General features: G+C 68.0%; 10 protein-coding genes and 1 pseudogene. 8 read left to right on the top strand and 3 right to left on the bottom strand.

Features of this window, described 5'->3' with window-relative positions; translation table 11 throughout:
* Positions 1-108 precede the first annotated feature (108 nt).
* Positions 109-609, top strand: coding sequence for an ISL3 family transposase (locus ACZ4RZ_RS46820; protein ID WP_467753697.1), 501 nt, complete (start codon positions 109-111; stop codon positions 607-609).
* A gap of 410 nt (positions 610-1019) precedes the next feature.
* Here the strand turns inward: ACZ4RZ_RS46820 and ACZ4RZ_RS46815 are convergent, their stop codons facing one another.
* Positions 1020-2123, bottom strand: coding sequence for an ABC transporter substrate-binding protein (locus tag ACZ4RZ_RS46815; RefSeq protein ID WP_467753694.1), 1104 nt, complete (start codon positions 2121-2123; stop codon positions 1020-1022).
* Between the two features lie 119 nt (positions 2124-2242).
* Between ACZ4RZ_RS46815 and ACZ4RZ_RS46810 the strand changes: the two genes are divergently transcribed.
* Positions 2243-2740 carry a MarR family winged helix-turn-helix transcriptional regulator gene (locus tag ACZ4RZ_RS46810; protein ID WP_467753692.1) on the top strand — a complete coding sequence of 166 codons (498 nt, stop codon included), beginning with the start codon at positions 2243-2245 and terminating at the stop codon, positions 2738-2740.
* Positions 2741-3155: 415 nt separating this feature from the next.
* Here ACZ4RZ_RS46810 and ACZ4RZ_RS46805 read toward each other — a convergent pair whose 3' ends face one another.
* The gene (locus ACZ4RZ_RS46805) at positions 3156-4052 is read right to left on the bottom strand and encodes a LysR family transcriptional regulator (RefSeq protein ID WP_467753696.1); all 897 of its coding nucleotides are present in this window, start codon (positions 4050-4052) and stop codon (positions 3156-3158) included.
* 144 nt (positions 4053-4196) lie between these two features.
* On the opposite strand from ACZ4RZ_RS46805, the gene ACZ4RZ_RS46800 reads away from it, so the two are divergent.
* A complete protein-coding gene (locus tag ACZ4RZ_RS46800; protein ID WP_467753691.1) occupies positions 4197-4931 on the top strand; it encodes a flavodoxin family protein in 735 nt (244 codons plus the stop codon).
* 532 nt (positions 4932-5463) lie between these two features.
* Positions 5464-5793: pseudogene (locus tag ACZ4RZ_RS46795) on the top strand (transposase); the annotation flags it as partial.
* A gap of 83 nt (positions 5794-5876) precedes the next feature.
* Here ACZ4RZ_RS46795 and ACZ4RZ_RS46790 read toward each other — a convergent pair.
* The gene (locus ACZ4RZ_RS46790; protein WP_467753689.1) at positions 5877-6389 is read right to left on the bottom strand and encodes a nuclear transport factor 2 family protein; all 513 of its coding nucleotides are present in this window, start codon (positions 6387-6389) and stop codon (positions 5877-5879) included.
* 1257 nt (positions 6390-7646) lie between these two features.
* Between ACZ4RZ_RS46790 and ACZ4RZ_RS46785 the strand changes: the two genes are divergently transcribed.
* The 4 genes from ACZ4RZ_RS46785 (at position 7647) to ACZ4RZ_RS46770 (ending at position 11804) form a co-directional block, all read left to right on the top strand.
* Positions 7647-7784, top strand: coding sequence for a hypothetical protein (locus ACZ4RZ_RS46785; protein WP_180360973.1), 138 nt, complete (start codon positions 7647-7649; stop codon positions 7782-7784).
* A 143-nt stretch (positions 7785-7927) separates the two neighbouring features.
* The gene (locus tag ACZ4RZ_RS46780; RefSeq protein ID WP_467753687.1) at positions 7928-8461 is read left to right on the top strand and encodes a SigE family RNA polymerase sigma factor; all 534 of its coding nucleotides are present in this window, start codon (positions 7928-7930) and stop codon (positions 8459-8461) included.
* Positions 8458-9243, top strand: a complete 786-nt coding sequence (locus tag ACZ4RZ_RS46775; protein ID WP_101375662.1) for a hypothetical protein — start codon at positions 8458-8460, stop codon at positions 9241-9243. Before ACZ4RZ_RS46780 ends, ACZ4RZ_RS46775 begins: the two co-directional genes overlap by 4 nt.
* Before the next feature lie 128 nt (positions 9244-9371).
* The gene (locus ACZ4RZ_RS46770; RefSeq protein WP_467753686.1) at positions 9372-11804 is read left to right on the top strand and encodes a non-reducing end alpha-L-arabinofuranosidase family hydrolase; all 2433 of its coding nucleotides are present in this window, start codon (positions 9372-9374) and stop codon (positions 11802-11804) included.
* Positions 11805-11858 lie beyond the last annotated feature (54 nt).

Here is an 11858-nt window from a genome sequence, read left to right as displayed (position 1 = left end):
AACACATCGCCTTCCCCCTCGAACTGACCGCAGCAGCTTGACGACTTGGCATCGTGAGATGTCTACCTCGATCAGCGTTGGCAGGAAGGCTGCACCAACGCCTGGAAACTGTGGGAGGAGATCAGGGAACAAGGCTATCCCCGCGGCTACGCCAGTGTCCGCGCCTACGTCAGCAGCACGCTTCGCGGCAAACCCCAACCGGTCGGCCCCCGCCCGCCGTCAGCCCGGGCCGTTACGCGCTGGATCCTCACCCACCCCGACGCCCTACCCGAAGGCGACCGGCTCCACCTCAAAGCCGTCCTGGCCACTTGCCCCGAGCTGAAGGCACTTGCCGAGCACGTGCGCTCCTTCGGGCACATGGTCGCCCACCTCCAGGGCGACCAGTTGCCGACCTGGATCGAAGCGGCTACCTCCACCACCGAACTGCCCAGCCTCCGGAGCTTCGCCCAACACCTCGAACGCGACCTCGACGCCGTCACCGCGGGCCTCACACTGCCCTGGAACTCCGGCGTCGTGGAGGGTCATGTCAACCGGATCAAGATGCTCAAGCGCCAGATGTTCGGCCGCGCAGGATTCGAGCTCCTGCGCAAACGGGTCCTGTTGGCGTAACCGAGAGTCACGCGACCACACGAAGTGGACCAGAGCCTGAGTTCTGGCAGCGTTTGTCGATCAGGATCGGCAGCACCCGCTGCATCGGGGTGACTGTGTTCGCGAGTTTTGACAGCGGTCTTCCTCTTGCGGTGGCAGCGTGGATGCGCTAACCGCATTCAGGGGACGACGATGGCGTCGGACTCCTCGGGATCCCGAACACATCGATCAGGTGCGCAAGCCGCCACGCGATCGTAGTCACAGGCTCGCGATCGTGCGGCGGCTCGGCATAGTCCATGGTGAACTCACCCGTCCCGAGCGAGATCGGCGCCGACCTGCTACCCCGGCGGCTAAAGAGTTCACTCTACGTGGGCCCGCTACGGCGATGGGCGCCAGCCCTGTGGTCGGCGCCCACCCGGAACCGGGTCCGGTCAGAACTTGCCGGGAGTCAAGCCGAGGGTGTTGGTCGGGTCGGCCGGGTCCGGACCGACGACCTGGCCGACGTAGAGCTGCACCTGCGAGCGGAACCGCTCCACCGCGTCCCGGTCGCTCATGAACGCCTGAAACCCGGCCACATCGGTCTGGTGATACGTGGCCAGCGGCCGCAGCCCGGCCGGTGGGGCGACGTCCTTGCGCACCGACCAGGTCCACGGAGCGATCAGCTGTTGCTGGGCCGTCCGCGACGTCAGCCAGCTCAGGAACAGCTTCGCGGCGGCCTTGTGCGGAGCGTTCTTGAAGATCGCACCGTGCTGCACCCAGCTGTTGAACGGGTCGTTCGCCGGGAAGATCATGGTCGCGTTCGGCGTCGGATCGCCCGCCGTGCCGAGCGTCGCCAGGTAGTCCCCGGCCGCCACGGGTCCGGCCGAAAACGGCGTGCCGCGCACGAACGCGGGGTTCTGTGCGACCAGGGAACGCAGCCAGGTCCAACCGTACTTGTCGACGGTCAGCTTGAAGTCGTAAAGGACGGCGTCGTCATCGTTCGGGTACGTGAAGATCAGCTTCTTCTTGAACTCCGGCTTCAGTAGATCGGCCGCGGTGAACGCCGACGGATCCGACCCGGCCGCCTTGGTGTTCACCATGTCGGCGAAAGCGCCGTAGAACACGCCGGTCCAGTAGCCCTGCGAGTCCTTGGCGTTGTCGAAGACCTCGTCCGAGCCGATGGGCCGGTACTTCAGCAACTGGCCGGCGCTCTTCCAGCGGTCGAAGTCCTGCACGGTCTGCAGCACGGCCACGTCAGCCACTTGGTCGTGGGTGGCGATCTGGTTGTCGATCCGAGCGTCGTGGATCTTGCTCAGATCGGTGACCAGATGGATTTTGACGCCGGGGAACTGCGCGGCGAACGCCTTGGCGATGAAATCCCACTGTCCCGGCTTGTCGCCGCCCATGTAGACGGTCACTTCGCCGCCATCGGCCTCAGCCTGGCGGTAGAGCGCCTGCAACTTTGCCTGCTCGCCCGACGCGCCAGCCGTTGCCTTCGTGCTCGCATCGGCGACGGCGTAGCTCGCGCCTGCCCCCACCGCCACGACGGCCGCCACCAGCGCGGTCCCGGCCTTCCTGGTGAACCTCATGACACCTCCCAAGAGTTTGAGCTCTCAAACATCCGGGTCGACGATAGCCCGATTTGTTTGAGAGTACAAACCTTGGATATGCTGGTGTGGTGAGCGACACCCCCTGGCTCTCCGAGGAGGAGATGCGTGCCTGGCTGGCATACATCGACCTCTCAACGCTGCTGGGCGACTACCTGGAGCGGCAGCTGCAACGGGCCGCCGGCCTGTCACACGCGACGTACAACCTGCTCAGCCGGTTGTCCGTGGCCCCCGACCGGTCGCTGCGGATGAGCGACCTCGCCGAGCACCTGAAGGTCACCCGCAGCCGGCTCTCGCACGCACTATCGGCGCTGGAAAAACGCGGCTGGGCGAGACGCACCGACGACCCGACGGACCAGCGCGGCCAACTCGCAGTGCTCACCGACGAAGGCTTCGCCGTCCTCGCCGCCGCAGCCCCCGGTCACATCGCGGCGGCGCGCCGGGCGATGTTCGACCACCTCACGCCTGACCAGGTCCGCCAGTTCGCAGAGATCGGCGAGGCCATCATCAAGGGTCTCACCCACGAGGACGACTATCAGGCTGAGCTCCCTTGGCGGCGCAGATAGCGCGCACCGGTCTGCCGACTGGGAGAAGGCGATCCTGGAGCGCTCACATGCCGCTGCCGTCCGACGTCGGCGCTGCGCTGGCCGACTGGCTGCGCCACGGTCGTCGTCCTTCGACCTGCCGAGAGGTGTTCACTTGCGTCCTGGGTCCGGTGGCGCCGATTAACAAGCGCTGTCAAAACTCATCAACATCTCAAGGCCGGCTGACCCTCGACCGCTGCCAGAACTCATCGACAAGTGCTGTCGCTAGTGCTGTGACCGCATAGGTTCGCCGAGTTGACGATTGGAGCGATGGGAAGGACATCGGATTCCACCAGACCACCGCGGACCAGTGTCTACGAGACAATCAGGGTTACGGAGCCGCCTACGCGGCGGAACTCACCCACCGCTGAGCCACACCGCACGTTCCAATGAGCGCTCAGTGATCGGTGGAGGGCGCCTCTGCCGAGGCGTGCAGCAGCAGGTCGCGCAGTGCCGTGGCGGTGTCCGACGGCTCGGTGGGGGTGAGGACGACCTGATCGGCGGTGGTCGAAGGGCCGGTGAGGGGGATGATGCGCAGGCCGGGTGGCTGGTGGTCGAGTGCGGATTCGACGGTGATGCCGATGCCCGTTCCTGCGGCGACATGAGCGGCGATGGCGTGCACGCTGTCGGCGGTTCTGATGATGCGCAGGTCGGCTCCGCCGATGTGGAAGGCGGACAGGAGACGGTCGCAGAGACCGCTGTTGATCTGGTGGGGCCAGGTAAGCAGGCCGGTGGTGGACAGTTCGGACGCGCTCAGCTCGGCGTGCCCGGCGAGGGGGTGGGCCGCGGGTACGAGCGCCATGAACCTTTCGGTGGACAGCACCCTCGCGCGTACGCCGGTGACGTCGCCGGTCGCCCAGCCGATGCCCAGCCCGATCGTCTCCGCACGCAGGGCGGTGAGCTGGGCTGTGGTCGGCATGGCCTCCGGCACGATCGTCACGTCGGGGAAACGGTCGCGCAGTTGCGGCAGGCAGCGCAACAGCAGCTGGTGGCCGGTGTATTCGGCGTGGGCGACGACGAGGGTGGTGCGGGTCCGGTCGCCGGTGGCCAGGGAGCGTCCGCGCTGCTGGAAGCGGCGCAGCTGGGCCAGGATGGCGTGGGCGTCGGGCAGCAGCGCTTCGCCGAGCTCGGTCAGTGACACCCGGCGGCTGGTGCGGTGGAACAGCCGCCCGCCCAGGGTGTTCTCCAGCCGCCTGACGGCGTCGCTGACTGTGGGCTGCCCTCGGTGCAGGCGCGCGGCGGCGCGGCCGAAGTGGAGCTCTTCCGCGACCGCGACGAATGCTTCCAGTTCCATCCTGTCCACGGGACCAGGCTAACGCGATCGATCGGTGTGACCGATCGCTGCGTGCCGAAGTTCGGCGTTGATGCCGCGCCGTACGCAGGTTGTGATGGCTGGGCAAGCAGGGATTTCCCCACGACGGGAAGTAGTGAAGAGCACATGACAGTCAATGATGTTGACCGTGAGCACGATGCGCCGGTGATCACGGTGACGGTGGTCTACCACTCGGTGCACGGGCACACCCGGGTCCTGGCCGAGCACCTCGCCGACGGGGCGCGGCTGGTGCCGGGCGCCCGGGTGCACCTCGTCGAGATCCGGCCCGAGGACGTCACCGCGGGGCGGTGGCACGATGCGGAGGTGCTGGGGCTGCTCGAGCGCTCCGATGCGATCGTCCTCGGCTGCCCGACGCTGATGGGCAGCGTGTCGGCGGTGTTCAAGGCGTTCATGGAGGCAGCGTTCACGCCGTTCACGACGCAGGCGTGGAAGGACAAGCTGGCCGGAGCGTTCACCATGTCCGCCTCGCAGAGCGGCGACAAGCTGGCGGTCCTGGAGCAACTGGCGGTCTTCGCCGCGCAGATGGGCATGCAGTGGATCGGCGTGGGCGACATGCCGGGCAACAACTGGAGCGGTGGCGCCCGCAACGATGTGAACCGGCTGGGCTCGTGGCTGGGTCTGATGAGCCAGAGCCACGCCGACCAGGGGCCGGAGCACGCCGGATCGCGCGGCGACCTGATCACCGCGGAGCGGTACGGCGAGCGGATCGCCCGGCTGACTCAGCGTTGGGTCAACGCCGTGCCGTACGACACCTCCCGGATGACCGAACACGAGGCCCGCGCTCTGTCGGCCTCCCTCCGGGAGACGGACCACGCACCGGCAGCGCTGACCGGCGCCTGACCTCGCAGATCGCCCCGCACCGGCGTCGGCGTCGGCGTCCAGGACAGGCAACTGTGAGGTCCATATCGGGAAAGACGCACGCCTACCATCGGGGTTCACTCGCGGACATCGACGCCGGAAAGGGGCGGACACCATGCCGGAAACAGCCACCGGCGGGCTCTGGAAGGACCTGCGCCCTGAACTGGCGCGTACTCGGCAAGGTCCGCACCGACCCGAAATGGGCGACCGCGCGGGTCAGGGCCCTGCTGGCCGGGCCTTTCTCCCCAGCCAGGTACACGCGAACGTGGCCAACTGCGTGGTCGCCACAAGGCAGGGGCCGGCCGATAGCCAGCCAGCCTCGTGACAGGGCGGACTGTCCAGGGTGGGGCAACGCCCCATCGCTCAGCGACGCCCGAAGGGCGCCCTTGATTGGCCGTCCTGTCACGCACCCTCAGAGATCGGGCGGCCCCGGCTCGCCGGCCTGCACGTGACCCTCTTCGGGTGGGGACGTATGTCTGTACCTCTCTGGCCGTGTTCGGACGTACGCCGACAGCCCCTGCTGGACAAGATCCCAGCGGTCGCGGGTGTCGTCGGCCGCCCGCGCAGGAGGCCCGACATGCTCTTCGCCGATCGCGGCTACGACCACGACAAGTACCGCCGGCTCCTGCGGCAGCGCGGTATCCGGCCCGCGATCGCCGAGCGTGGCCAGCCGCACGGCACGGGAGTCGGCACCTTCCGGTGGGTCGTCGAGCGGACGATCTCCTGGCTGCGCGGCTTCCGCCGCCTACGGATCCGCTGGGAACGACGCGACGACATCCATGAGGCCTTCCTCGGCCTCGCGGTCTGCCTGATCACCCACCGACACGTCCAGAGGCTTTGTTAGGGCCAGTTATCCGGGGCCGCAGCGCTGTGAAGGATTGATTGTCCTGGCCCGTTCGTCAGCGGTATGCCGCTGACGAACGCCTTCTACCGATGCGGCTCATCAGCACCGCCAGCATTGACCCGGACTGGTTCGTCGACATAGACGGGTCCGTCACTCGGTGCCAAAGGCGCAAGGTCGAAGGGACGTACTACCCGGCGCCGCGCCATGCGCCAGATCCCTCCCTCGCACCGGTACTCGTCCTCGTAGGTACCCCCACCGGCAATCGAGCGGTGATCGCGGAGTTGGGCCAGGACCACGACGTCAGATCGACCGGTTGCGGCAGCGCCGTCGATTTCCACCGTGTGGTTGGCGGTGGCATGCTGCATGATCGGGAATGCCTGCCACTGCTGCTCGACCCCCGCGGCGCGGATGGCTTCGATCCCCGTGAATATCTGGTCCGAGCTGGTCTCCCACACGGCGTCCGCTGTCCAAATTGCCTCCCAGCGGACTGGGTCGCGGTGGTCGGCACCCACGCAGTAGTCGTGAGCCAGCCGGTGCAGTGCGAGTTCGGCCTCGACTCGGTCCAGGCGAGCGGCAAGAACTTGTAGCGTCGTCATTCCGAGAGGCTGCTGACGGCTGAGATGGCCCGCAGGGCGGCCGCCTCATCCCTGCAAGTGCCGTCGCAGGGCGATCAGTTCGCCGTGACCCGCTGTCGAACTGCCATGCCCGCAACCGTAGGAGCCTGTCCGCAATCGGGCAGAGCCGATCGTCAGCAGCGTCACCGTCATGAGCGAACAACCCCAGCTAGTGGCCACTCAGCGGGCCCAAAGCCGGTACTCCGCCACCCGCCAGCGACACCAGCGGCACTCATCAGCAACCCCGGATGTCATCTCATCAGCCTGCAGACTGGGCGGGGACCCCAACGACTACTGCAACCTGTGGGTGGAGCCCGCCGGCCCGGCCACCGGAAGGGTTCCGGGTCAACAACGCGAAGGATCCGGTGGGGGCGAAGCTGCACACCGTGGTCTGCAAGGGCACGGTCACGCTCTCCGCCACACAGAAGGCCATCGTCACCGGTTGGACCACCGCCCTCAGCAGGCTCGGCCCCGCCTGAGACGCCCACGCGAGTCACCGGTCAGGCAATTACCCCAGCTCGGGGGCGACTTCAGCAGGAGACGGCATGCCGGGACAGCGGATGTGCGATCGTAGCGGTCATCTGGCCCGCCGCTTCCCCCCGTAGCGGCGGGCCGGACCCGTTTCAGCGGCTGAGAGTGAGGGCGACGGGGTGGTCGGGGCAGTTGTCGAGGGCGTCGATAGGCACAGGTTGTTCGGCGCGGTCGATGGTCAGGTGTTACGGCGCTGTCCGCATGTGCACCTAATACAGGGGGACTTGACGGACACAGCACTGAAATAGGCAAGAGATGCCCGGAGTTCGACACTAGATCCAAAGCTCCCTGCAGCCGGAACCCGCAGCAGACCTCCGATCAGACTGATTACCCGTCATTTCCCTGGACAGTGCAGTCTTTCGATCAGAATCTGGACGGAAACGACGACTTGCAGATGTGCGACGTACGTGACCCGCCGCGAGCAAACTGTGTGATGTTCCGTGGCCACCGATCAGCATTCCGGTACGAATCAAACCCATAGAGCGCGATACCTACCGGTAGTTCGTTGAACTCGTCGGTAGGTGGGGTTGACGGCTGAGTGGGTCGATCGTACTGCGGTGGGGTGTCGAGTTTCGGGGGCGAGGATGACCGAGCGACGTCCGTGTCCGCCGGCGCCGAGGCCGTTGGAGGAGTACGCGGCGGCAACCTTCTCGTCCTCTGCGGCAACTAGGAGCCGGAAGGCCGACTCGAACTACCGGATGGACGGGCATGAGGGCAACGAAGCACGCCGCGCCGCAACCGTGGCGCAGGCGCGGAATGGTCACGGGCATTCCCTTGGCGCTGCTCGTCGCCGCCGTGCAGCCGGACGTCGCGCAGCCGACCGGCGTCCGGTTCGCCCGGCCTTGACCAGCCCGCCGGCCGGCCTGCACCGCCCCGCAACCATGCACGACCGCCGTTCGCATCCCGGGCTGGGCACTGTTAGGCTGCGCTCCCCGTTGTTGAACGCGCAACTAACGCGCACATCATGGCAAGGAGAGGGCGACCGGGGGATGGTCCTCGATGACGCGTCCGCGGAGTTCCACGAATTCTTCGAACGCCACTATGCCGAGCTCGCCCGTCTGGCACACCTACTGACCGGCGAGACCGATGCGGCGGACGACCTCGCGGCGGATGCCCTGGTCGCCCTGTGGCAGCGCTGGGACCGGTTGCGGCAGGCCGACCACCCGCTCGCCTACGCCCGCGGTGTGGTGGCCAACCTGGCGCGGGGGCGCATCCGCAGCACGGTGCGGGAGCGACGCCGGATCACACTGTTCTGGTCCCGCAGCCCCGAGAAGGTGGAGGGGCCCGACATGGCGGCCGTGCTGGACGTCCGCGCGGCGCTCGCCCGGCTGCCATTCCGCAAGCGCGCCTGCGTGGTGCTCCGACACGCCCTCGACCTGTCGGAGAAGGAGACGGCGGCAGCGCTGGGCATATCGGTCGGAACGGTGAAGAGCCAGACCTCGAAGGGAATGGCCGAGCTGGAAAAGCTACTGGGCGCACACGCGGCCGGGGACCTGGTGCCAGGGAGGAGGAGGAACCGGTGAACGAGGAAATCGACCGTCGGCTGCGCGAGGCCGCCGAGGCCCACCGGCCCGACCGCGCGCGGATGCTGGCCCGGGTGGAACGCGGCATGGCCGGCCCCGCCGTCCGTCACCGCGCCCGACCGTTCGCCCGGTCCGGGACCAGGGTCGCCCTCGCCGGGCTCGCCGCCAGCGGCATCCTGACGACCGGCGGCCTCGCCGTCGCCGCCATCGTCGCGACCCCGGCGCCGTCGCCCACCGTGACCACGCCTGCCACCCCGTCCCCGACCGTCAGCTCCCCGCACCCGACATCGGCCCGCCCCACCCCTGTCGCGCCGCCCCCGGTCACCACCCCGGGCAGCTCGCGCCCGACTCCGCCGGCCACCAGTCCCTCGCCGACCGCCGGCGAGAACCAGAACGGGCCGCTGTGGTCGGCCGGCTCGCTGGATCCGAAGAGCACCGTCTACTGGACGCAGAGCAACCTCGTCCTCAAGACGACCCAGCCGCTCACCTCGCTCACGGTCGAGATCCGGATCGTGCAGACCGGCAGGGCGAAGAACACCGGCACCTGGCAGACCCTGCCGAATGGTGACTTCACCGTCACCGTCCAGGAGGCCGGCGGCGCGCTGGTCTACCGCTGGGTCCTCAAGCCGGGCCTGACCGTGCCGGCCGGGAACCATGAGTTCGCCGCGCAGTTCAACAACGGCCCCGGCGTGCGCAGTGCCGCGGCCGACGGCTACCGCGTCGACGCACAGGGTTCAGGCGGCTCCGCGTCGGTCCGGGGAGGGTTCGTCCCGACGCGGTGAACGCCGCTGTGCGGCAGGGCGACGGCGCCGGCCGTGAGAATGCTTGCCTCGATCGCGGCAACCTTTGTGTGCGTGGCGGCAACTGGCGGGTGACCGGGACCGGATCAAGCCCCGCTGTGCAGAAGGACATGTCGTTGTCAGATAAGAACCGTTCTCATCGTCGCCGTCCGGCGACCCCCCGCGTGATCGCCGCCTCCGTGGTCCTCGCCGCTGCGGGCGCCGCCGTACCACTGGTCGCCCTGGCCGCACGCACGCCGGAGGCCGCCACACCGGCCACGGCCGCCGACGCGGCGGCCGGCAGCGGCCGCTACCTCGGCACGGCAGTGCCCGCGAGCAAGCTCCGCGACTCGGCCTACACCAGCATTCTCGACCGGGAATTCAAGATGATCACCCCGGAGAACGAGATGAAGTGGGACGCCATCGAGCCCTCCCGCGGGTCGTTCACCTTCGCCGCCGCCGACTCGATCGTCAGCCACGCCTCCGCGCACGGCCAGCGCCTGCGCGGCCACACCCTGGTCTGGCACTCCCAACTGCCCGGCTGGGTCAAGTCCATCACCGACGCGGGAACCCTGCGCAAGGTGATGAAGAACCACATCACCACCGAGATGACCCACTACAAGGGCAAGATCTACGCCTGGGACGTGGTCAACGAGGCGTTCGCCGACGGCGGCAGCGGCCGGCACCGCAGCTCCGTGTTCCAGGACGTGCTGGGCGACGGCTTCATCGAGGAGGCCTTCCGCACCGCCCGGACCGCCGACCCCTCCGCCAAGCTCTGCTACAACGACTACAACATCGAGAACTGGTCGGACGCCAAGACCCAGGGCGTCTACAAGATGGTCAAGGACTTCAAGTCCCGCGGTGTGCCCATCGACTGCGTCGGCTTCCAGAGCCACTTCGGCGCGAGCGGCCCGCCGGCCAGCTTCCAGACCACCCTGTCCAACTTCGCCGCGCTTGGCGTGGACGTGCAGATCACCGAGCTCGACATCGCCCAGGCGTCCGCCACCGCGTACACCAACGCCGTCAAGGCGTGCATGAACGTCGCTCGCTGCACGGGCATCACGGTGTGGGGCATCCGCGACAGCGACTCCTGGCGCACCGGTGAGAACGCGCTGCTGTTCGACGCGGGCGGCAACAAGAAGCCCGCCTACAGCGCCGTGCTCACCGCCCTGGGCAGCACCGGCAGCGGCGGCACGCAGGCCGGGGGCATCAGCTCCGGCACCGTCTACACGCTCTCCAACGCGGCCGCCGGACGCGTTCTCGACGAGCCCGCGGGACAGAACGACAACGGCACCCCGCTCCAGGTGTGGGACGCCAGCGGAGCCTCCAACCAGCAGTGGCGGGCCAACCGGAACAGCGACGGCTCCTACACGCTGACCAACGTCGCCAGCGGCCGGGTGATGGACGAGCCGGCCAACCGGACGGCCAACGGGACGAGGATGACGGTCTGGGACGCCAACGGCGGCGCCCACCAGCACTGGAAGGCCCGCCACAACAGCGACGGCTCCTACACGCTCACCAACGTCGCCAGCGGCCGGGCGCTGGAGATCCCCGGCGGTCGGACCGCCAACGGCACTCCCGTCCAGATCTGGGACTCCAAGGGCGGCGCCAACCAGCGCTGGAACTTCCAGCCGACCGCGGCGCCGAAGAGCGACACCTGTGCTCTTCCGTCGACGTACCGGTGGACCTCGACGGGCCCGCTGGCGGAGCCGGCGAACGGGTCGGTCGCGCTGAAGGACTTCACCACCGTGACGTACAACGGCAAGCACCTGGTCTACGCGACCACCTCCACCGGATCGGCGTGGGGCGCGATGACCTTCCGTCCGTTCACGAACTGGTCGGACATGGCGACGGCCACCCAGACCAAGATCAGCGGGTCCGCGGTGGCGCCCAAACTGTTCTACTTCGCGCCCAAGAAGATCTGGGTGCTGGTCTCGAACGGGTGGGGTACCCCCTGGCCCTTCAGCTACCGCACGTCCAGCGACCCCACCGACCCCAATGGCTGGTCCGCGCCGAAGGAGCTGTTCACCGGCAGCCTCCCCGTGGGCGCCCCGATCGACCCGACCGTGATCGCCGACGACCAGAACATGTACCTGTTCTTCGCCGATGACAATGGCAAGATCTACAAGTCGACCATGCCGCTCGGGAACTTCCCGGGCAGCTTCGGCTCCTCGTACACCACGGTCATGAGCGACACGAAGGCGAAGCTGTTCGAGGCGCCGGAGGTCTACAAGGTCCAGGGCCAGAACCAGTACCTCATGATCGTCGAGGCGATGGGTGCGAACGGGCGCTACTTCCGCTCGTTCACGGCCTCCAGCCTGCACGGCCCGTGGGCCGTGCAGGCCGGCAGCGAGAGCAGCCCCTTCGCGGGCAAGGCCAACAGCGGTGCCACCTGGACCAACGACATCAGCCACGGTGACCTGGTCCGCGACAACCCCGACCAGACCATGACCATCGACCCCTGCAACCTGCAGTTCCTCTACCAGGGCAGGAACCCCTCATCGGACGGCATCGATTACGCGAAGCTGCCGTACCGGCCGGGTGTCCTTACCCTGAAGCGCTGACCCTCAGCCCGACGAAGACGACGAAAGGCGCCCCCCTCGAAGAAAGGGGGGCGC

Source organism: Streptomyces sp. NPDC027189, assembly GCF_055566975.1.
The sequence above is the reverse complement of the archived record's forward strand: the minus strand, read 5'-3'. Positions and strand labels throughout refer to the sequence as shown.

Coding starts and splice junctions, on each gene's coding strand:
- ACZ4RZ_RS46805 (WP_467753696.1), bottom strand. CDS start 4,052: ATGGAACTGGAAGCATTCGTCGCGGTCGCGGAAGAGCTCCACTTCGGC.
- ACZ4RZ_RS46800 (WP_467753691.1), top strand. CDS start 4,197: ATGACAGTCAATGATGTTGACCGTGAGCACGATGCGCCGGTGATCACG.
- ACZ4RZ_RS46790 (WP_467753689.1), bottom strand. CDS start 6,389: ATGACGACGCTACAAGTTCTTGCCGCTCGCCTGGACCGAGTCGAGGCC.
- ACZ4RZ_RS46785 (WP_180360973.1), top strand. CDS start 7,647: ATGAGGGCAACGAAGCACGCCGCGCCGCAACCGTGGCGCAGGCGCGGA.
- ACZ4RZ_RS46780 (WP_467753687.1), top strand. CDS start 7,928: ATGGTCCTCGATGACGCGTCCGCGGAGTTCCACGAATTCTTCGAACGC.
- ACZ4RZ_RS46770 (WP_467753686.1), top strand. CDS start 9,372: ATGTCGTTGTCAGATAAGAACCGTTCTCATCGTCGCCGTCCGGCGACC.